General features: G+C 61.9%; 20 protein-coding genes. 9 read left to right on the top strand and 11 right to left on the bottom strand.

All coding sequences use genetic code 11. From position 1 onward, the window contains the following. Nucleotides 1-3 precede the first annotated feature (3 nt). Complete coding sequence (locus ABAC460_RS45335) at nt 4-1,503, bottom strand: hypothetical protein (RefSeq protein WP_023455512.1); 1,500 nt, start codon at nt 1,501-1,503, stop codon at nt 4-6. Between the two features lie 185 nt (nt 1,504-1,688). On the opposite strand from ABAC460_RS45335, the gene ABAC460_RS45330 reads away from it, so the two are divergent. The 3 genes from ABAC460_RS45330 (at nt 1,689) to ABAC460_RS45320 (ending at nt 4,098) form a co-directional block, all read left to right on the top strand. Further along, complete coding sequence (locus ABAC460_RS45330) at nt 1,689-2,360, top strand: hypothetical protein (RefSeq protein WP_023455511.1); 672 nt, start codon at nt 1,689-1,691, stop codon at nt 2,358-2,360. Between the two features lie 280 nt (nt 2,361-2,640). Further along, on the top strand, nt 2,641-3,348 hold the full coding sequence (locus tag ABAC460_RS45325) for a hypothetical protein (RefSeq protein ID WP_023455510.1): 708 nt from the start codon (nt 2,641-2,643) through the stop codon (nt 3,346-3,348). 66 nt (nt 3,349-3,414) lie between these two features. Continuing rightward, entirely contained in the window at nt 3,415-4,098 is a 684-nt protein-coding gene (locus tag ABAC460_RS45320; RefSeq protein WP_155914750.1) for a hypothetical protein, read from the top strand. Here ABAC460_RS45320 and ABAC460_RS45315 read toward each other — a convergent pair. Genes ABAC460_RS45315 through ABAC460_RS45300 form a run of 4 tightly spaced genes read right to left on the bottom strand, consistent with a single transcriptional unit; the run spans nt 4,095 to nt 7,103 of the window. Beyond that, entirely contained in the window at nt 4,095-5,129 is a 1,035-nt protein-coding gene (locus ABAC460_RS45315) for a serine hydrolase domain-containing protein (RefSeq protein WP_023455508.1), read from the bottom strand. The genes ABAC460_RS45320 and ABAC460_RS45315 overlap by 4 nt on opposite strands. After that, nucleotides 5,129-5,818, bottom strand: coding sequence for a hypothetical protein (locus ABAC460_RS45310; protein ID WP_023455507.1), 690 nt, complete (start codon nt 5,816-5,818; stop codon nt 5,129-5,131). The genes ABAC460_RS45315 and ABAC460_RS45310 overlap by 1 nt, the downstream gene beginning before the upstream one ends. Continuing rightward, nucleotides 5,815-6,726 (bottom strand): ABC transporter ATP-binding protein, encoded by a 912-nt coding sequence (locus tag ABAC460_RS45305; RefSeq protein ID WP_023455506.1) that lies wholly within the window; start codon nt 6,724-6,726, stop codon nt 5,815-5,817. Before ABAC460_RS45305 ends, ABAC460_RS45310 begins: the two co-directional genes overlap by 4 nt. A gap of 8 nt (nt 6,727-6,734) precedes the next feature. Next, entirely contained in the window at nt 6,735-7,103 is a 369-nt protein-coding gene (locus ABAC460_RS45300; RefSeq protein WP_031237454.1) for a GntR family transcriptional regulator, read from the bottom strand. A 104-nt stretch (nt 7,104-7,207) separates the two neighbouring features. On the opposite strand from ABAC460_RS45300, the gene ABAC460_RS50005 reads away from it, so the two are divergent. Next, a complete protein-coding gene (locus ABAC460_RS50005) occupies nt 7,208-7,765 on the top strand; it encodes a hypothetical protein (RefSeq protein WP_155914749.1) in 558 nt (185 codons plus the stop codon). A 110-nt stretch (nt 7,766-7,875) separates the two neighbouring features. Here the strand turns inward: ABAC460_RS50005 and rpoD are convergent, their stop codons facing one another. Together rpoD and dnaG are read right to left on the bottom strand one after the other, a co-directional pair. Then, nucleotides 7,876-9,981 (bottom strand): RNA polymerase sigma factor RpoD, encoded by a 2,106-nt coding sequence (rpoD, locus tag ABAC460_RS45295; RefSeq protein ID WP_023455504.1) that lies wholly within the window; start codon nt 9,979-9,981, stop codon nt 7,876-7,878. A gap of 120 nt (nt 9,982-10,101) precedes the next feature. Next, nucleotides 10,102-11,964 (bottom strand): DNA primase, encoded by a 1,863-nt coding sequence (gene dnaG, locus ABAC460_RS45290; RefSeq protein ID WP_023455503.1) that lies wholly within the window; start codon nt 11,962-11,964, stop codon nt 10,102-10,104. Nucleotides 11,965-12,112: 148 nt separating this feature from the next. Here dnaG and ABAC460_RS45285 point away from each other — a divergent pair, with 148 nt between their 5' ends. After that, nucleotides 12,113-13,210, top strand: coding sequence for a Gfo/Idh/MocA family protein (locus tag ABAC460_RS45285; protein ID WP_023455502.1), 1,098 nt, complete (start codon nt 12,113-12,115; stop codon nt 13,208-13,210). Here the strand turns inward: ABAC460_RS45285 and ABAC460_RS45280 are convergent. From ABAC460_RS45280 to ABAC460_RS48655, 3 genes are read right to left on the bottom strand one after another with little or no spacing between them, the layout of a single operon-like run. After that, nucleotides 13,207-13,854, bottom strand: coding sequence for a response regulator (locus ABAC460_RS45280; protein ID WP_023455501.1), 648 nt, complete (start codon nt 13,852-13,854; stop codon nt 13,207-13,209). The two genes, ABAC460_RS45285 and ABAC460_RS45280, sit on opposite strands and share 4 nt — an antisense overlap. After that, nucleotides 13,851-15,794, bottom strand: a complete 1,944-nt coding sequence (locus ABAC460_RS45275) for a sensor histidine kinase (protein WP_162150350.1) — start codon at nt 15,792-15,794, stop codon at nt 13,851-13,853. Before ABAC460_RS45275 ends, ABAC460_RS45280 begins: the two co-directional genes overlap by 4 nt. Before the next feature lie 26 nt (nt 15,795-15,820). Further along, entirely contained in the window at nt 15,821-17,131 is a 1,311-nt protein-coding gene (locus ABAC460_RS48655; protein WP_023455499.1) for a calcium-binding protein, read from the bottom strand. A gap of 284 nt (nt 17,132-17,415) precedes the next feature. Here ABAC460_RS48655 and ABAC460_RS45270 point away from each other — a divergent pair, with 284 nt between their 5' ends. Continuing rightward, nucleotides 17,416-17,754, top strand: coding sequence for a heavy metal-binding domain-containing protein (locus ABAC460_RS45270; RefSeq protein WP_023455498.1), 339 nt, complete (start codon nt 17,416-17,418; stop codon nt 17,752-17,754). 3 nt (nt 17,755-17,757) lie between these two features. On the opposite strand, the gene ABAC460_RS45265 is transcribed toward ABAC460_RS45270, so the two are convergent. Next, on the bottom strand, nt 17,758-18,027 hold the full coding sequence (locus ABAC460_RS45265) for a hypothetical protein (RefSeq protein ID WP_023455497.1): 270 nt from the start codon (nt 18,025-18,027) through the stop codon (nt 17,758-17,760). A 177-nt stretch (nt 18,028-18,204) separates the two neighbouring features. On the opposite strand from ABAC460_RS45265, the gene carA reads away from it, so the two are divergent. The 3 genes from carA to ABAC460_RS45250 all read left to right on the top strand — a co-directional run bounded on the left by carA (nt 18,205) and on the right by ABAC460_RS45250 (nt 20,938). Further along, on the top strand, nt 18,205-19,392 hold the full coding sequence (carA, locus tag ABAC460_RS45260; RefSeq protein WP_023455496.1) for a glutamine-hydrolyzing carbamoyl-phosphate synthase small subunit: 1,188 nt from the start codon (nt 18,205-18,207) through the stop codon (nt 19,390-19,392). A gap of 106 nt (nt 19,393-19,498) precedes the next feature. Continuing rightward, complete coding sequence (locus ABAC460_RS45255) at nt 19,499-20,215, top strand: response regulator (RefSeq protein ID WP_031237451.1); 717 nt, start codon at nt 19,499-19,501, stop codon at nt 20,213-20,215. Between the two features lie 216 nt (nt 20,216-20,431). Beyond that, complete coding sequence (locus tag ABAC460_RS45250; protein WP_023455494.1) at nt 20,432-20,938, top strand: murein hydrolase activator EnvC family protein; 507 nt, start codon at nt 20,432-20,434, stop codon at nt 20,936-20,938. The last annotated feature ends 110 nt before the right edge of the window (nt 20,939-21,048 follow it).

The raw sequence follows: 21,048 nt of genomic DNA, 5'->3' as shown, positions 1-21,048 counted from the left end.
GGACTAAAACCTCAGCGGCCAGGTCCGGATATTGATCTTCGCGGCCTGCGCCGCGGCAATGACATCCGGCCGCGCCTTCAGTGCATCCTGGGCCGCGATGAAACCCTTGTCGCGCTCGCCAAACGGCAATTGCGGCAAGCCCTTCTGCAGGAACATGATCACCGACAGCCGGCTTCCCGGGTCGTTGATAGCGGCGATCAACGCGGCAGCCGCGCCCTCACTGTCGCCCGCGCACAGGGCCGGCTTGACCTTCAACAACGGCTGGGTCGCCAGGACCTCGACCGCCTGGGCATAGGCCGGCTCATCACCAGAATAGGCATAGGCGCAGGCCCGTGTGGCGGTCAGCTGATACTGGTCGTCCTGTTCCATGGCTTCGGGCACCAGGGTCGCCGCCACATTCAGGGCGTCCTTCTCGCGGCCGTTATCGACCAGGAAGTTGACATAGATCAGGTTGTGATCGACCGAATACTGCGGCGTCAGCTTGGCGGCGCCGTCCTTGAACGCCTTGTCGGCCTCGGCATAGCGCCCCAGGTCGGCCAGCAACGACGCCTTGTCGGTCAGGAGGCCTGGATAGGATTCGATGTTCTGGAAGTTCTGCAGACCGTACTGGTCGACCAGGCTGAGGATGCCGTCCAGTTGGGTCAGGGCCAGGGCGCTCTGATTGTTGGAGCGTTCCAGCATGATGAGATAACGCAGCACCATCAACTCGGCCGGGTTGCCGGCGACGCGTGTCGCATTGGCTTCGATCTCACGCTGGATGACCGGACGGACGTCGATCGACGGCACATTGGGATCGCTCAGCTCGCCATCACCCTCGACCATCACATAGATCAGGCTGTCCTGGGCGATATCCTGGCGGTACAGGGCGACATGGGTGGCGTCACCGGCGGCGAGCGACTTGCGCAGGCCCTCGACACGCAAAAAGCCGATCAGCGGCCGCATCGCCGGATTGTGCGCCTGCCAGCGCGCCTCCTGCAGGCGGTTCAGCACGGCATAGCCGGCCTCACCATCGACCGAGCTCAGTTGCAGCAGCACGCCCAGCACGGTCATGTCGGTCATGTCGGTCGCCGTTGCCGGGAAGCGCGTCAGGGCGTCGTTAAGGGTGGTGTTGGCGGCGATAACCTGGTTGTCGATCAGTTGCAGGAAGATATGCAGGTCATAGGCCGCGATCGTCGCATTCGGGCGCTTGATGTTCATCGCCGACAGGGCGATCGCTGCTTTCATGCCGTCCGTCTGGGCCGTGCAGGCGATCAGGGAGGCGCGCATCTGGGCCGCCAGATCGGGATCGGCCTGGTCGAGATAGGGGTCGTTCCACAGCAGGTTCAGCGGTGCGCGCGCAGCGGTGCAGTCTTCGCTCTGCAGCGCGGCCGAAGCCTGCATGATGGCGATGGCCGTGCCGGGGCTGGATTGCGGTGCATCGGCGGCCTGAACGGCAGACACGGCCAACCCCATGGCCATGGCCACCAGACTACCCATCAAACGCAGTTTACGACCGGCCTTCATGCCATCCCCCGAACTCAAAATCCGCACCCACCATAATTCGTTAACCCACTCTAGCGGCAAACGAACACCCGGCAAGCGAAAAGGCTGTATGTCATGCGCCGCGGCCCGGGGTGTGGCCGATTGCGCGCATTGACGCCCCCCGTTCCGCACCGTAAATTGCCGCCACATGTCCAGGGGAGGATAGGATGAGGGGCTTTTTCCAGATAGTGGCGGCGGGCGCGGCGATGCTGACGCTTTCGGCCTGCAACATGTTTCCGGTCGGGCCGGACCTGGCCAAGGCGCCGACTCCGTTCGGCAGCGCCGCCCAGGTCGACATCGTCAATGAAGAAGAAAGCATGGACGTCGAGATCCGCCACACGCCGGAGGGCGACCGGATCACCCTCACCTATCCGATGCTGGGTCAGAAACCCTATGAAGGCGACGTGACCTATCACGCCATCGGCGAGGGCAAGGACGAGGTCAACTGGCTGATTGCCGCCAATGTCTTTCAGTCGGCCGACCGTTCGGTCTATGCCATCCTGACCTACCCCAAGGGCACCAGCTTTACGCCGGGCAGCGAGACCCAGGCTTCGATCATGATGGTGACCTGCGTCATGCGCATGCCGTCCGAAGAGGAAATCGAAGCCAAGTACAGCGGCAACGAAAACGCCAGTGAGGACGAGCAGTCGCAAATGCTGGCCAGCGCCCTGGGTGACATCATGAGCGGGTGCGATTTCAACACGGTCGAAGAGGTCCATGCCTTCGGCCCCAAGGTACTTGCCGCGGCGCAGGAAGAGGCCGATATCAACGCCAAGGTCCCGGCCAGCCGCCAGGAAAACAATTACGAATGGAAGCCGGTCACCATCACGGTGCACTGATTTCGTGGCCCCTGCGGCGGGCGGGCGTAAAACGTCGCGCCGGCACTCCGCAAGTCTATGGCTATCCCGCTGTTCGAAAAGGTGAAATCCACAGATAAGCCAGAGAAGCCAGATGTTCATGGCCATCCTGACCGCCGCGAACATCTGGCTTCTCTGGCTTATCTGTGGACACCCCTTAACGTCGTTTCCGCCGCGTGCGAGACGAGGAAAGCGATCACAGAGGGATCACTTGACGATCACGGATTCGTGACATAACCTCTTCTCATCTGCGGAGGGGAAGATGCGCGCGATCCGGCACTACCTGGTTCTGGCTCTGATCCTGGCGACCGTAACGGGCTGCCAAATGCTGCCTTTGGGACCGGACCTGGCCTCGGCTCCGTCCCCCTTCGGTGAAAGTCCACGCATCGAATTGACCGGCGTGAAGACCGGCAACGAGTCCGACAGGATAGAGATCCTCCACACACCGCAAGGCGACACGACCCTTATCCACACGGATGTTCTGGATGTCGTACGGACCTTCGATGCGCAATTAACGTGGCAACCAGTGCCAACGGGCACGCCCGGATTTGAGCGCCAATTCGATTATTGGCTGGTTGGGATCAATGTCTTCCGTAGTCGGGATCGTTCAGCCTTCGCCGTTTTCCGCTTTCCGCAAGACTGGCAATCAGCCCCCGGTTCCGCCTCTGATGCCGGCATGATCGTGATAACGTGCGAAATGATGGGCTTTAGTCCGGGAGCCAAGGCCGTCGAAGAGGCGGCCACGGCCGAACCGCCTTCCGAAGCGGTATCGGTGCCGACGATCGAACCGGACATACCGGATGACAACGCCCCGCCCAGTTGCGGCTTCGCAAGTCTGGAAGAGCTTCAAACCTACCTGCCTGTCTTGATGGCTAAGGCAGCAGAAGAGACACGCGCCAATCGCGGCCTGCCGGAAGACGAGAAAGGTTCGACCTACGCATGGTCACCGATACGGGTCCGTATCCCCTGACGCTTACAGGCTTTGTCATTTGACGATCACGCCCCTGTGATCAACACTCTCCTTCAGGAGGCGATCATGAAATACGTAGTTCTCGCACTCATGGCCGGCCTGGTCCTGGCCGGATGCAACAAGGTCTTCGACGATCAGTCCGTGGTCGGCCCTGACCTCAACGGCGACGGCCCGTTCGAAGGCGCCGCCGAAGTCGTCATGACCGAGCCCTTCCGTATCGACGGCCACGACAAGACCCGCCATATCACCGTCAGGCCCCGCGCCGGTGAAGACGCCGGTACGGTCGTCAACCTGACCTCCAATACCGAGAAACCCTTTAACGCCGGCGTCACCTGGCACAGCTTCACGCCGATCGTCGCCGAGACCAATGCCGAGGCCCACCGCTACTGGCTGATGGGTTTCAACCTGACCCGCACGCCCGACCGCGCCGTCTATATGATCATCCGTTACCCGCGCGATCTCGGCCTGAAACCCGGCCTCAGCAGCGACGCCTTCGAATATTTAAGCCTCGACTGCGGCGATCTCGACGTCGCCCGCCACCCGGTCGAACACTACGCCCCACTGGCCGATGGCAAGGAGCGCAAGGAAACACCGCTCGACCCCGCCCCTGAAGCCGGAACCTGCGAGTTCAACTCGCTGGCCGAAGCGCAAAAACTGACGCCGCTGGTGCTGCAACGTTACGACCAGGTCAAGCACTACGAAGACGCCCCGACCGCCGACTGGAACCGGTTGAAGGTCGAGGTGCGCTAACCCTTGCGCAAAATCCGGACAATCCGGTCGTAGACAATGTCCGACTTGGTCCAGGCATTGCCACCACTGGTGCTGACGAACTGTACAACCACGGTATCGATATCCTTGTGATAGCGGGCGATACTCTGATAGCCGGGCACCAGGCCGGTGTGCTCATACTCATAGATCGAAGAATAGACCGCCTGTTCGCCGTCATCCAGCAACGAGCCGTCGTTCAGCGCCCGCAGGAAGATGCCGACATCCTGGGCCGTTGCCACCATCGAGCCGCCGGCAATGACGTTGTCGAGCGGCTTCATGTCGCCGTCCAGGCCGAAGACATAGCCGCTGGCCAGGTCGGCCGGATTGATCTCGCTCAGGCGCCCATAGGTGTGGGTCAGCCCCAGCGGCGTCAGGATTTCCGCCTTGATATAGGCCTGGTGGTCATATCCCAGCGTCTTGTCGAGAATCCGCCCGACCAGCAGGTAGTTGGTGTTGGAATAGCTGTGCCGGCTGCCGGGCTCGAAATCCGCCGGCTTATCGAGGACCAGATTCAGCACCGCCTCGGGATCGGTCATCCTGTCCCATCGGAAGGCCCGTGCGTCAGTAAAATTGGGGATGCCGCTGCGGTGCTGTAGCATCATCCGCAGCGTGATCTTGTCGGCGTTCTCGATCCGTCCGGCCACGTCGGGCAACAGATGCGCCAGGGTGTCGTCCAGCGACAGACGCTTGTCCTCGACCAGCTTGGCGGCGGCAACGGCGATATACAGCTTGCTGATGCTGGCGATCTTGAACAGGGCATGCGGATCGGCCGGAGTCTTGACCACCCTGTCCTTCCACCCAGCCGCATAAAAGGCCGGCGGTTTGCCGCCCTGATCGACATAGACGATGACGCCATCGAGACCGTGGGGGGCCGCGTCTTCGACCTGCGCCTGGACGGTGTTTGGCAGGGGTGCGAAATAGGCATAGGCCAGGTCCCACGGCACGAAGACCGCCGTACAGACAACGGCGACGACGACGATCATCAGCCTGAGCAGCCAGATGGGGCGCTTCATCAGATGAAATCCCGCTTCCGGTTCTGAAGATGCAGGGTTATCGCGATCACGCCGGCCGCGGCCAGGATCTGCGCCGCCACGATCGCCAGGAACATCGGCGTCCACACGATCTGCGAACCCCAGATATAGCGCCGGGTGCCCTCCAGATAGGCTATGGTCCACAGATAGGCCGAGGTTACCATTTCGAACAGCGCGATCGACAGCACCGTGAGGCCAAGGGACTGGCTGACCAGGCTGGTGCTGAGGATGCAGGTATAGGACAGCAGAACGCCCAGGAAGACCATGGTGACGAACGGGACGGCGCCCAGCGGAAACAGCCCGCGTCCGAAGGCGAAATAGAAGCCCGCCGCGCTGACCGCCAGCCAGAACAGGCCGAACACCGGCAGGTTCAGCAACAGCTTCGCCTTGGTGAATTCCCGAACCGTCACCGGCAGGCTCATGATGAAGGCCTGGGTCGACTTTTCCTTCTCGAAAACATTGCTCTTCATCAGCAGCACGATTCCGCAGGTCGCCGCGGGCCCCAGCAGCAGGATGAAGCCCAGGTTCAGCGCCACCCAGTCAGGGATACGTCCAATGAGAAAACTCACCAGACCGGCGGAAAGGAGAACCACCAGGGCAAAGACCAGGATGATCGAGCGGTGCAGGCGAAAATCCTTCAGCACCAGTTGCGGGACGATGGAGGCACTCATGCGGCAAGTTCCATTTTCGCGTTCGCCTTGGCGAACAGCACAATGCTGAGGAAAATCTCTTCCAGGGTCAGGCGCTCGACGGCCGTCACCGTCATGCCGGCCTGGCTGAACACGGCAGGAAGACTGTCGTCGTAACCGGTAACGGTGACGGTCACGATCTGGCCGCTTTGCTGGACGTCGCGGATATTGGCCAGGGCCGGCAACGGCGCGTTGTTGGGATTGACCAGGCGCAGACGCCGCCAGCCGTCAATAAACTCTTCCTTGTTCAGGGATTCGACGACCCGCCCGCCATAGATGAAGGTGATGTAGTCGGAGATCTGCTCGACATCGAGCGTGTTGTGCGACGAAAACAGCACCGACCGCGTTTCATCGGCCAGGGCGTTCATCATCTCGTCCAGCACCTCGCGCCGCACCACCGGGTCCAGGCCCGTCGTCGGTTCGTCAAAGACCAGCAGGCCGGGCCGGCGCGCCAGGGCCAGCAGCAGGGTCGCCTTGACCCGCTGGCCGTGCGACAGCCCCTTGACCTTCTGGTTTTCGTTGAGGTCCAGCCGGCGCAGCAGCACCTTGGCATAGTCGCCGTCCCAGGTGTCGAAGATCGAGCGGATGAAGTCCATGTGGAAGGCAATGGTCTCGCCCTCATACAGCCGCATATCTTCGGCAACGAAGCCGATATGGCGTTTCGCGGCGATCTGGTCCTTCGGCATGGCATGGCCCAGCACCTTCACCGAGCCGCTGTCGGGACCGATCAGCCCCATGACCATGCGCATGATGGTCGATTTTCCGGCGCCATTGGGCCCGACCAGCCCCATGACGGTGCCCTGCTCGAACGACAGATCGACGTTCTGCAAGGTGAAGTGCTTGTAGCGCTTGGTGATGCCCTCGCACTGTACGGCCAGCGGCAAGTCCATGTGATCCCCTATTCCATATACCGCTTCAGCATCAGCCAGACCTCGTCCCCGGGAATATCCAGAGACTTGGCCAGCCGCCCGGCCTGTTCCAGGTGCTGAAGGAATTCTGCCTTTTGCAGGACTTTCAGGTCGATCGTGTCATTGACCCGACTGCCCTTGCCCTGCTGCGTGATGATGGCGCCTTCGCGTTCCAGCTCCAGATAGGCCCGCTTCACCGTGATGACGCTGACCTTGATCTCGATCGCCAGCTCGCGGATCGACGGCAGCGGCGTGTTGGGCGGCCAGTCCCCCACGGCAATCCGCTGTTTTATCTGCTCCATGATCTGCTGATACATGGGGCTGCTGTCCGTCTGCGAGAACACGAAGCCGTATTTCATATACACAGTATATACAGTTAGGAATGGGATGCAAGGGGCTTGGATGAAAAATGCTGAAACTTGGCTGAATGTAGTATAGCTGGGTCGATAGCGGGGAGGATAAAATGCGGGGCGTGATACCTAATCATCTGATCGATGAGTTCGCCTTCCTGGACTCACTGCCGGTGTCAAACCCACCTGAACCTTGGAGATTGGCACATCGCCGGGCCGTTGGAGGACTGACTGAGGTTGGTTTTTCCGACACCTCAGATTTGCTCCTCATTGCTTCCCATTCTGGCAGAGGCGTGGTGGATTGCTCTCAAGGCATCCTGGTGGCGCGTGATGATGACAACGATTTCCAATTCGACCTTGGAAACCTGCTTGTCGAAGGTATCGGACCGCTGGAAGGCAAGCTAATCCGCGTGGCCGGGCTGTCTGGAGGTGGATTAGTTACCCATACAACGGATGGATGGGGGCTGGAGCGCCATCCACTCTCGTTTCCCGAAGACGAAGTGTTTCTCTCCGCGCCGGGCCAAACCATGCTTTGGGCCCCTCCGGGAGCCAAACGTTCGCTGACGAAATTTGCCGACTTCGTAACGGAACTTCGAGCTTTCGGATTTTCACCGACAGGTCGCCATTTCGTTTTTGCAACCTCGTCAGACCTTTACGTCTACAGCCGATAGCCCCCCCCCCACGGCCAAGGTTCCTCATGTCAATAGAAAAGCCCTGTCCCAAGCGGGACAGGGCTTTTCTATTGAAAGAGAAGACCTGGGGCCGCAGGCCCCAGACCCCATTAGCTGTCCAGGAAGCTCCGCAGCTTCCGCGACCGTGACGGATGCTTCAGCTTACGCAGCGCCTTCGCCTCGATCTGACGGATACGTTCCCGGGTCACCGAAAACTGCTGACCGACTTCTTCCAGCGTGTGGTCGGTGTTCATCCCGATGCCGAACCGCATCCGCAGAACCCGCTCCTCGCGCGGCGTCAAAGACGCCAGCACGCGGGTCGTGGTCTCGCGCAGGTTCGACTGGATCGCCGCATCGATCGGCAGCACCGCATTCTTGTCCTCGATGAAGTCACCCAGGTGCGAATCCTCCTCGTCCCCGATCGGGGTCTCGAGCGAGATCGGCTCCTTGGCGATCTTCAGCACCTTGCGCACCTTCTCCAGCGGCATGGCCAGCTTCTCGGCCAGTTCTTCCGGAGTCGGCTCGCGGCCGATTTCATGCAGCATCTGACGCGACGTCCGCACGATCTTGTTGATCGTTTCGATCATGTGGACCGGGATACGGATGGTCCGCGCCTGGTCGGCGATCGAACGCGTGATCGCCTGACGAATCCACCACGTCGCATAGGTCGAGAACTTGTAACCGCGGCGGTATTCGAACTTGTCCACGGCCTTCATCAGGCCGATATTGCCCTCTTGGATCAGATCCAGGAACTGCAGACCGCGGTTGGTGTACTTCTTGGCAATCGAAATCACCAGGCGCAGGTTCGCCTCGACCATTTCGGTCTTGGCCTGACGCGCCTCGCGCTCGCCCTTCTGCACCGTCTGGACAATGCGGCGATAATCATCGACCGCCACGCCCATATCGGTCGCCAGGGTGATAATGTCGGTACGGATGCGCGAAATCGCGCCGCCTTCGTTATCGACGAACTTCTGCCAGCGCACGCCCATGTCGCGCACCTTGGATTCCCATTGCGGGTCCAGTTCACGCGAGTAATAGGCGCCCAGGAATTCCGTCCGCGAAATGCCATAGGAATCCGCCAGACGCAGCAAACGGCCTTCCAGTTGCATCAGACGCTTGTTGATGCCGTACAGCTGCTCGACCAGGGCTTCGATCCGCTGGTTGTTCAGCTTCAAGGTCTTCAGGTGACGGGTGATCGTCGCCGTGACCTCATCATAGGCCGCACGATCCGCCGGATCGAGAGGCAGGCCCTCGAGCTTGGCGCTCAGCATCTTTTCCTGCGTCCGGCGATAGGTCTCGAACTCGCCGGCAATGGCATCCAAAGTCGCCATCACGCCGTCGCGCAGCTCCGATTCCATGGCCGAAACCGAAGGACCGGCGCCGTCGTCGAAGTCGTCTTCTTCCTCTTCTTCCGGCTCAGGCTTCTTTTCCTGCTCGTCCATCGGGACGTAGTCGTCATCATCGTCGTCGTCGCCGGACTTCTTCTTGGCCTCGACCGGCTTGGCTTCAACCACGGCCTTGACCTCAGGCTTCGGCTCAGGCGGCTTCGGCGGCTCGGGGGCCTTCACGACCACAGGCGCCGGAGCGCGCATGGCGATCACACCGGCGTCGACCTCTTCCTCTTCGCCGTCTTCACCCAGGGCGCCTGGAGGCGGACCTTCCGACGGACCACCACCATAGGTGCCTTCCAGGTCGATGATTTCACGCAGCAGGATGCGGCCTGACCCCAGTTCCTCGCGCCATACCATGATGGCTTCGAAGGTCAGGGCGGATTCGCACAGGCCGCGGATCATGGTGTCACGGCCAGCTTCAATGCGCTTGGCGATGGCGATTTCGCCCTCGCGCGACAACAGCTCGACCGAGCCCATTTCGCGCAGATACATCCGCACCGGGTCATCGGTACGGTCATAGGCCGACGTCTTGGCCGTTTCGACCAGGCTGCCCGACTCTTCGCGCACGGCGACTTCGGTCGTCTCGCCGGCCTCTTCTTCGGACTCGATGACATTCACGCCCATCTCGGTGAGCATGGCCAGGGTGTCTTCGATCTGCTCGGAGGTAAATTCCTCAGACGGAAGGACCTTGTTCAGCTCGTCCATGGTGACGTAGCCGCGCGCCTTGGCCGCCTTGATGAACTTCTTGACCGCGGAATCGGTCAGGTCGAGCAACGGGCCGTCGGACGAAGTTTCCGATTCAGGTTTTTCTGCCGGTGTGCTCATTTTGTCACGCTCATATGGGTCTCCGCGGGGTCGCGCCTGCGCCCGCCATTGCTCTTATTCCAGAAACTTCGTCAATGAACCCTTAACCCAACCACTTGAGTCCATAAGGTTTTACAAACGTTATTCCTGCCAGATCTGTCCGCTACGAAGGGTGCGCCGCAGGGCATCGCGTTCCAGCTTGAGCCGTGAAAAAAATTCGGTTCCGACACGATCGCGGGACGAATTCAGCGCACGTTCCAAGGCCGTCAAACGCGACATCGCGTTGAACGCCTGTATCCAGCGGGCATGAGCATCGGCGAGAGATATGTCCGGTGACAGGAAGGGCGCGCCTGATTTCAGTGCCGCCTTTTGTATCTCGCTTAATAATGCACCAAGTCCTTGGCTGTGCAGATGGCGGCTCAATCCCTCGCTGTCAAGGGGGTCGCCACGGAAACTTATCGCAACCAGGGTACGTGCCAGCGGGTCGAGCGTCTCGTCGCCGAAACCAAAGGCCTCCAGCCCCTCGACCTGGTCCGACATCCAGTCGGGATGATCCAGCAGTCCCTGGGCCAAACAGGCCGAAATCGCATCCAGCGCCCGGGACAGTTTTACCGCCGCCGTGCGCGATTCCTGCAGCGCCGGCGCCAGGTAGACCTCACCGCGTTTGCGGAATTCGCCCTTCTTGTACGGCTGGAACCCGCCCTGCCCTTGCGGTTGGGCCGGCTTGGCGAACATCTCGTCATAACGCGTCAGCAGATCGTGGCGATAACTGTCGGCCAGGTCCTTGTCTTCGATCTGTGCCGCCAGGGCCCGCAACCGCTTCTTGAAGCCCGCCTTGCGTTCTGGCGTATCCAGCGGCTCCAGTTCGGCCTCGCGCTGGAACAGCACATGGACGAACGGTTTGGTATCGGTCAGCGCCTCGCGCAGCGCCAGGGCGCCCTTTTCGCGCAGCACATCGTCGGGGTCCTTGCCGCCGACGATCAGGCAAACCTTGAACGACTTGCCGGGTTTGAGCTTCGGCAGGGCCCGGTCCAGCGCCCGGTACGCCGCCCTTTGCCCGGCCTTGTCGCCATCGAAACACAGGGTCGGCTCCGGGTGACGCCGCCACAGGATATCGATCTGCTCTTCAGTCAACGCCGTGCCCAAAGGCGCCACCGCCGCCACCTTGGCACGCTGGCAGGCGATAACGTCCATATAGCCTTCGACAACCACCAAATCGGCATGGTGCTGCTCGGCGCCCAGGATCTTCAGCGCCTTGGGCAGGCCGAACAGCATCTGGCCCTTGTGGAACAGCGTCGTGTCCGGGCCGTTGAGGTATTTGGCCTTTTCGTCAGGGTTCAACGCCCGGCCACCGAAACTGACCACGTGCTCGCGCTGGTCCTGGATCGGGAACATCAACCGGTCGCGGAAGCGGTCATAGGGCGCCCCGCCGCCTTCGACCTCGATCAGCAGGCCGCATTCGACCAGTTCTGAAACCTTGGCGCCCTTCTGCACCATGGCGTCCTTCAACGCGGTGCGCTCCTTGGGCGAATAGCCCAGGCCATAGGTCTGGATATCCTCCGGCGACAGGCCGCGCTTGGTGAGATAGTCGCGCGCCGCCTGGGCGCCCGGATTGCGGTCCTGCAGCCGCGCCATGAACCATTTCTGCGCCAGCTCCATCCAGTCGTTGAGCGACTGGCGTTTCTGTTCGAAAGCACGGGTTTCCGGTGTTACGGCGGGCAGCGCCATGCCGGCCTCGGCGGCCAGCTTCTCGACGGCTTCGTTGAACGACAGCCGCTCGGTTTCCTGCAGGAAGGTGATGATGTCGCCGCTCTTGCCCGACGAAAAATCATGGAAGAAGCGCTTCTGGTCGTTGACGTAGAAGGACGGCGTCTTTTCCTTGCTGAACGGCGACAGCCCGACCCATTCGCGGCCGTTACGGCGCAGCTTGACCGACTTGCCGATGACCTCGGAGGCCGGCAGGCGGGTTTTCAGTTCATCGATGAAGTGGTCGTCAAATCTCACTGTACGCCTATACGCCTTTGGGCTTGATCCCAAAAGCTCCTTATACTGGCGATTCGATATCGCGACATCAATCTGTCCCTCACCAAGCCGTAGCTTGCAATCACGGCCGATCCGCGCATAGTTCGTCCCAAAAAATGGGAGAAACGATATGCTGACCCGGCTTTGCCTCTTTATCGCGATGCTGTTCGCCTTCGCCCTTCCGGTCCAGGCGAAGGAACCCATGCCGATCGGCGTGATCGGCCTGTCACATGACCATGTCCACTGGCTGTTCGGCAATCTGAAGCGTGGTGACGTCAAGATCGTCGGCATCGTCGAAAAGGACCGCGTCCTGGCGAAACGCTATGCCGACCAGTACGGCTTCAGCATGGCCCTCGTATATGACGATATCGGCGCCATGCTGGATAAGGCCCACCCTCAGGCCGTCGCCGGCTTCGGCCCCATTTCCGACCACGTGAAAATCGTCCGCGCCGCCGCCCCGCGCGGCGTCCACGTCATGGTCGAAAAGCCGCTGGCGCTCAATGCCGCGGAAGGCCGCGAAATGGCCGGCCTGGCCCAAAAACACCATGTCCAGGTCCTGACCAACTACGAAACAAGCTGGTATCCGACGGTGGCCGAAACCAAATCCATCCTGACGGCTGGCCAGTTGGGCCCGGTGCACAAGATGGTCATCCACGACGGCCATCAGGGGCCGAAAACCATCGGTGTCTCGAAGGAATTCCTGGCCTGGCTGACCGACCCTGTGCAAAACGGTGGCGGCGCGGTCATCGACTTCGGCTGCTACGGTGCCAACCTGATGACGTACCTGAACGGCGGCCTGCATCCGGTCGCAGTCACGGCCACCCTGCGCAATTTCCAGCCCGACAACTATCCGAAGGTCGATGACGAAGCGACGATCATTGTCGACTATGCCGACTCGCAAGGCGTGATCCAGGCGTCATGGAACTGGCCCGTGTCGCGCAAGGACATCGAGGTCTACGGCACGACCGGCCAAGTGGTGGCCGACGACCGCGACACCCTGCGCCGCTGGGGTTCGACGCCGGAAAGCGTGAAAACATCTGAACTGCCGGCTCGCGCGGCGCCATTCGACGATCCGTTCGCCTGGTTCAACGCGGTCATCTCCGGCGAGGTTAAACCCGAACCCTACGATCCGGGTTCGCTGGAGAACAATCTGATTGTGCTGGAGATCCTGGACGCCGCCCGCCAGAGCGCCAAAACCGGGAAAAAGGTCAAGCTGAGTAATCGCTAAGGCGCGCCGGAAATCAGTCCGCCCTGGATACCCTGACGCACCGCCTGGGCGCGCGACCGAACCGACATCTTGCGGTAAATGCCCTGGATATATTCCGCCACCGTATAGGGCGAAATCCCCATGACCCGGGCGGCTTCCTTGCGACTCAAACCGCGAGCGATCAGCTCCAGAAGTTCATGCTCGCGTGCACTCAAAGGCGACGACGGCTGCACGCCGACCGGCGGCTCCTCGCGCACCAAACTCAGCAGATGGCCCGCCGCGCGCGGACTGACCGGCGTCTCTCCGTCCAGCGTGGCGCGCACACTTTCGATCAGCTTGTCGGCGCCGGTGTCCTTGAGCAGGTAACCGTCCGCCCCCGCCCTCAGGGTCTTCAAGACACTGGCGCGGTCCTCGAACACGGTGATGACCAGGACCCGCGCCTTCGGGTTTTGCTTGCGCAGCGCCTCGATGATCGGCAGAGCATTGCCGTCGGGCAACCCCAGGTCCAGCAGCACAAGATCCGGCAGCAACGACAACACATCGAGACCTTCGGCCAAGGTCGCCGCCGTACCCACAACATCCAGGTCGGCCGCCGCGCCCAGGGCCTCGACCAGGTGCCGCGAAAAGGCGGCGTCGTCTTCGATGATCACGATCCGCGCCGTCACAGCATGACCTCCTCGGCGACCAGGGCGTTCAACACCCCAAGCGCAATTGCAAAGGTCACACGGGTACCGTCCTCACCGGACGCAATATCTATACGTCCGCCCAGCCGGCCGGCCCGCGCCTTCATATTGTTGAGCCCCAATCCCCCCTTGCGGTCGCTGGCGAACCCCTTGCCGTCGTCGCCCAGGCTCAGGGTCAGGTTATCACCGTCACGACGGCCGGTCAGGGTGATCCGCCCGCCGCCGGAATGGCGCAGCGCATTGCTGACCGCCTCCTGCAGGATACGCAGGATCTGCAACGACGCCCGCGGTCCCGGCCGCAGCACGTCTGCGGCATCGAAGGCCAGATCGACCTCAAAGGCGAACCCCGCCGCCTCGATCTGGGCACGGGCGCGGTACTCGAACGCCCGCAGCGCGGCCAACAGGCTTTCCTCAGCGGAATCGAGCGAGTCGACGATCAGACGCAAATCATCCATAGAGGTCTGCAGCGCCGCTTCGATAACCGGCACGCTAAGCCGCCGGCCGCGGACCTGCAGCATCAACCCCAGCAATTGCCCGCCGATGCCGTCATGCATGTCGCGAACGATGCGCTGACGTTCCTCCAGCAGGACATGACGCTGCAGGATCTGGCTCTGGCGGGCATGGACGGCGTCCAGTTCGGCTTCACGCGCCTTCAGCGTGGTTTCCAGCACATCGTTGGCAGTAGCCACAACCCGGCGCGCCTCGCCCGCCTGGCGCGCGATCGACAGCAGCATGGCCAGGCCCAGCAGGGCGCCGACGATCGGCGACAGGTACAGGGTCAAGGGCAGGTCCGGTGCGAATGGCGAGGTCAGGTCGGTCAGCGACCCGGCCCGGTCGAGGATAAAGGTCGACAGGCAGACCATGACGACCAGCCGCTCCGGCCAGCGCGAAGGCCGTGTCACGGCAATCGCCGCGGCCAGCACCATCACCGCTGCGACACACACGGCGATCACCACGTAATGCGACACATCCAGCGTCAGATAGGCCAGTCGGCGCCCCAGATCGTCCTTCACCATGCCGGCCAGCAGCGCCACGGTCAGCACGCCCAGCCCGGCCAGGGCCGCCTGCCAGACACGCCGCCGCCAAACCTCCGCGGCGCCGACATCGCACAGGACGTAGTGCAGGGCCGCCAACGCATTGCCGATTCCGGCGACGCACAGCAGGTAGACGGTGACATTGATCCCCATGTCGAATGGCGGTGTGAACGAAAACAGCCAGGTGACCACGGCGCTGCTGAGCAGGAAGACGACCAGGCTTCGGGCGCGCCGCCGGTCGCCGGCCGGCCAGTCGATGACCAGGACCAAGAGCGAGGTAAAGACCAGGATAAACATCCCGCCGAGCGCCAGGTCGACCATGAAGAACGACTTCCAGCGATAGGCCGACGACAGGGCCTCGGCCGAGCCCACGGTGAACTCCGGCAGGGCATAGGCATAGCCGTAGCGCGTCTGTTCGACGGTAATGACGTTGCGGCCGGCCGTCAGGGCCTGGGCCGGCAGGGTGTACAGGCCGGGCTCCGAATTGGCCACACCCTGGATCCGGCCCAGCGCCAGCTGCGGCTGGATCAACTGGCCATTGACCCGGATTTCGTGGACCAGTTCGCGGATCGACAGGTACAGCGCCAGCGGTTTGGCGGGGTCCTCGACCTGAAAGGGAATGGAAAAGACGATGCCCGTATCACCCTCCCCGGCGGTCACGACATAGCCATCGCTGCCGCTGGAGGTGGCGAAGGCCGGCGCCATGGGCTTGCCGTCCGCATCTTTCAGCCGGTATTCGACCCGGGCCGTGGCGGCCATGCCCGGTGGGCGCGACAACTGCTCAGCGCCGGTGACCAGGCCCCACACGATCAGTTGCGCCACCACGACCAAAACTACGGCCGCCAACAGGGGCAGGCCGAGGCGTTTGGCCCCGGCCGGAACCTGCAATCTGTCGATCCACGCCTCCATGCCGATCAGAACAGGAAGTCCGATCCATCGAACTGCCCGATCTGGGCGTTTTCGATGACCAGGGTCAGGGTCTGCATACCCTGATAGGAGGTATTGGAGGTGTTGTAGAAGGTGATGACCAAATCGTTCCCCTGCTGCGTCCAGTCATTGACCCAGTTGGCGCTGAAGTAGTCGTTATAACTGGGATCATAAACATAGCCCAGCGGCGAAATATCGATCAAATCCAAACCGTCGTCGAACTGGTGAATGGTCTGGACGTCGTGCTGGATATTGGCATGCGGCGTCACCAGGAAGATGTCGGCCGATGGTATGTAGGGCGCCGGCAGCAACCCGGCGGTTCCATTGATGAAGTCATTCGCCGTCAGGCTGGCCACCACGACATTATTCAGCGTGACGCTCACCGATTGCCCGCCACCGGTCAGGTTCAACACAGTATTGGCGCCGGATTGGGTCGCCGTGCCCGACCATACAGGGCTGTTGCCGTTCTGGTCGAAATAGTGTGACAGGTCGATCCGGTCCGATCCCGAAGTGAAGTCGCTGATGACGATATTGCCGTTGCCGGCAGCCACGGTGAAGGTGTCCAGCCCCGTACCTCCGGTCATGACGTCATTGCCGCCATTGGCGATGAGCACATCGTTGCCGCCCTGGCCGTTGATCGTATCGTTGCCGGCCCGACCTTCCAGTACGTTGCCCAGATTATCGCCGATGATCAGGTCATGACCGTTGCTGCCGCGCACCGTCTCGAAGCCCGTCGCCGTGCCGCCATTTGTGGTATTGATGTAATAGGTGCCCTGGGTCAGGCTGACCTGGACCGCCGAGGTCAGCTGGAAGTCCAGCGTGTCGATGCCGGCGCCGCCGTTCAGTTCGTCGCTGCCGTAGGACACAATGACGCGGTCGTCGCCGTCGCCGCCAGACAGCTTGTTGGCGCTGGCATTCCCCTGAAGGATGTCATTGAACGCCGAACCCATGACATTCTCGATGCCGCTCAGGCTGTCGATGCCCTGGCCGGTGACGATGCCGGTCGCAAGATTGGCGACGATCGCGCCGCCGCCGGTATAGGTTGCCCAGTCCTGGCCCAGCCCGCCGATCAGGACATCGTCGCCCGTCCCGCCGATCAGGTTGTCATTGCCGGAACCGCCGTTCAGCGTGTCCTGCCCCTGGCCGCCATACAGGGTGTCGTGGTCGTTGCCGCCATCCAGCAAGTCGTTGCCGTCACCGCCATCGAGTATATCATTGCCGTTTTTTCCGTAGATCTCATCGGCCAGTATACTGCCGATAATCTGATTGTCCTGGCCATTGCCATTATAGATCGCCACGCCATCCTCCTGAGGTCATTGTCTGACCTGGAGTATCCGTCGCTAGGCCGTTCCGCCTCAATCCCTTCGAAAGAGGGGGACGCGCGCACTTATGACCGCACGGCTAGCGCGATAGATAATGCAAGCTCCCTCCTCCCTACGAAGTGGGGAGGGGAACCGCGAAGCGGTGGAGGGGTATCTTACATCCATAGACGTCGCCTCTCAGCTTCAGAACTACACACCTTCCTGACTGGACAGCGTGCCGTACTATGCCACTCTGCGGCCGCAAACACGGAGGATTCGCCATGCAGGTTACCACCACCCACACGATCGAAGGTTCGCACATCACCCAGTACCACGGCGTCGTCACCGGCGAAGCCATCCTGGGCGCCAACATCTTCCGCGACTTTTTCGCCGGCATCCGCGACATTGTCGGCGGCCGGTCAAATGCCTACGAAGAGGTCCTGCGCGAAGGCCGTGACGCGGCGCTGCGCGAAATGGAAGCCGAAGCGTCCAAGCGCGGCGCCAACGCCATTGTCGGGGTCGATATCGACTATTCGACGGTCGGCCAAAGTGGCAGCATGCTGATGGTCAGTTGCTCGGGCACAGCCGTAACGATCCAGCCCGGCGGGATCGTCCGATAGCGTCTACGAAATTACGCCGTTACGCGGGATGGCCTTCACATTGCGCGCCGCGTACAGCGAGTTCGACGCCAACTGGCTGACGGCCCCCAGACCCAGCGCATCCAGCAGCGCCCGGATCTTGGCCAACCGGTCGCTCAGTTCGCTGCGGCGGACTTCCAGTTCGGCGCGCCGAACCTCCATGGCCGAAATTTCAGCCTCCAATCCGGCCCTTTCCTGTTCGATGGTGTCGATATCCGCCGACGTCAAAAGAATGGCGGGTGTTTCATTGGTCATAACGCACTCCCCTGGTCTTAGTTTTCAGCACAACCCTGCCACTGTTAACCATTCACATGACAACGTTATGACATTAGCCGTTTCGCGAAATCGCCCGAAGAAGCATTGACCTGAGAGAGACATGTCCCTATGTGTCCGGCCGTTTGCGCGCCCGGTACCCAATAGGAGATTCCCGATATGACCCCAGAGACTAACAATCTGCTTGAAGGTTGCACGGGAGTCCTCGTCCTGGCCGACGGCACGGTCTATCAGGGCATCGGCTGCGGCGCGGCCGGCGACGCGCTGGGCGAGGTCTGCTTCAATACCGCCATGACCGGCTACCAGGAAATCCTGACCGATCCGTCCTATATGGAACAGATCATTGCCTTCACCTTCCCCCATGTCGGCAATGTCGGCGTCAATCCGGAAGACGTCGAGCAACTGGGTGATGACCCCAAGCGCGCCGCCAAGGGCGCCATTTTCCGCGACACCCCGACCCCGCCGGCCAACTGGCGCTCGACCCTCAGCTTCAACGACTGGCTGGTTTCGCGCGGCATCGTCGCCATTTCGGGTATCGACACACGCGCCCTGACCCGGCGCATCCGCGAAAACGGCATGCCCCACGGCGTCGTCGCCCATGATCCGTCCGGCCACTTCGACATCCCGGCCCTGGTCCAGAAGGCCGCTGCCTGGAAGGGCCTGGGCGGTCTCGACCTGGCCATCGACGCCACCGTGGCGCAGTCGGCCGCCTACTCCACCGACCTGTGGCAGTGGCCCCAAGGCTTTACCCAGGGCACCAAACACGAATTCAAGGTCGTGGTCATCGACTACGGCGTCAAGCAGAACATCCTGCGTGCCCTGGTCGATATCGGCGCCGAGGTGAAGATCGTGCCCGCCAAGACCTCGGCTGAGGACATCCTGGCCCAGAACCCGGACGGCGTGCTGCTGTCCAACGGTCCCGGCGACCCGGCCGCCACCGGCGACTACGCCGTCCCGGTCATCCGCAAGATCGTCGCGGCCGGCGTGCCGGTGTTCGGCATCTGCCTGGGCCACCAGATGCTGGGCCTGGCGCTGGGCGCCACCACCATCAAGATGGGCCAGGGCCACCACGGCGCCAACCACCCGGTCAAGGACGAAACCACCGGCAAGGTCGAGATCGTGTCGATGAACCACGGTTTCGCCATCGATCAGGCAACCCTGCCTGCCGGCGTGGTCGAAACCCACGTCTCCCTGTTCGACGGCAGCAACTGCGGCATCGCCATGACCGGCAAGCCTGTGTTCAGCGTCCAGCACCACCCGGAAGCCTCGCCCGGCCCGGTCGACAGTCTCTACCTGTTCGAACGCTTCGCCGAAAATATGCGCGTCTATAAAAAAGTTCCGGCCTGAGCGGCGTTTTACGCGAAAAATTAGCGAAATCACGCTCTGATAGCTGTTGCAGACGCGCGACTCGCTGCATCTGCGAAATAACCGTGTTTCTGTTTGCCGAGGGATGATGTCCGACGCCGCGCCGGATAAGCCCAATATTCTCGCCGTCGACGACGACGAGCCCATCCGCGAGTTGATCAGGGCCGGCCTCAGCCGCCGCGATTTCCGCGTCTTCCTGGCCGACGGCGGACGGGCGATGGATGCCGTCCTGGCCGACACGCCGATCGACCTGATCATCCTGGATTCGATGATGCCGGGCGAAGATGGCCTGGCCATCTGCGAGCGCCTGCGTGCCAATAACGGTCCCCCCATCATCATGCTCAGCGCCCGCGGCGACGACGTCGCCCGCATCGGCGGACTGGGCCTGGGCGCCGAAGACTATATGGCCAAGCCGTTCAATATCGACGAGCTGGCCCTGCGCATCCGCATTGTGCTGCGCCGCTCGCCTTCCGCCGTTCGCGACGAAGCCGACGTTGTCCGTTTCTTCGGCTGGAGCCTGGACAACCGCACCCGCCGCCTGACCTCGCCCAATGACAAGATGCTGATCCTGTCGCCGGCCGAATTCGCTGTGCTGCACGTCTTCCTGGCCCAGCGCGACCGGCCATTGCGCCGCGAACAGGTGCTGGAGCGGATGTCGGAGCTGCACGACGATTCCACCGACCGGTCGTTGGACACCCTGATCTCGCGCCTGCGCCGCAAGTTGAAATACATCGCGGCCGACGGCGAGGAAGACCTGATCCAGACGGTCTACGGCATCGGCTACATGTTCCGCCCCGTACGTTAAGGCTGTCTGAAGCCCTCCTCTCCACGAAGTGGGGAGGTGCCGGCGAAGCCGGCGGAGGGGTACAGGTAGATTTAGCGGCCGCTGTAAATTCCGACTATCGCCCCAACATTCTGACAACGCCGTAAAACTTGCGACAACGCTGTAAGAATGTTTTCCCGCCGCGTTAAACCTCTCGCGGCATACTCAACCCATCGAACGAAAAAAGATGGTGCTGAGATGACGACCTCCAAACTGCATAACCTGACCCAACTGACTGGCCTGGTACTGATCGCGGCTGCCTTTGTTCTCCTGCTGGGCGGCCGCGCTCAGGCCCAGGTCTGCGGCGCTCCCCGCCTCGCCCCGGTGGTCCAGGGTGAAGTCTGGCAGGCCTACGGTGAAAGCAACCCGCTGTTCACCGCCGGCGAACCGGTCGGCAGCCGCGGTATCGTCTACCGCACCGCCGCCAATGCCGTCGTCACCGCCCCGATCAGCGGCGACGTCGAATATGCCGGCCCGGTTGAAAACCTGGGCCAAGTGGTCATCCTCAACATCGGCGGCGACCGCCGCGTTGTCCTCACCGGTATGTCGGGCCTGCGGGTGCGCACCGGCGACCGTATCGCCCAAGGCGGGCGTCTGGGCGCCACTGCCCCGGCCCACGGCGAAGCGGCCTTTTTGTACATGGAATTGCGTTGCGGCGAAGAGCCGGTAAACCCCCAGCCGGTCAAGACCGTCGCAATGCAGTAGTCGGTTTGTTACCCCTCACCTAAAATCAAACCGCTCCGCCTCCCCAGCCCCCCGGGGAGGCGGAAATTTTTTGTGCGCGCCCCTTGCGATACATACCTTGATACATATCG

Origin of the sequence: Asticcacaulis sp. AC460 (assembly GCF_000495795.1) — a bacterium.
In the GTDB taxonomy this organism is placed as follows: Bacteria; Pseudomonadota; Alphaproteobacteria; order Caulobacterales; family Caulobacteraceae; genus Asticcacaulis.
The sequence above is the reverse complement of the archived record's forward strand: the minus strand, read 5'-3'. Positions and strand labels throughout refer to the sequence as shown.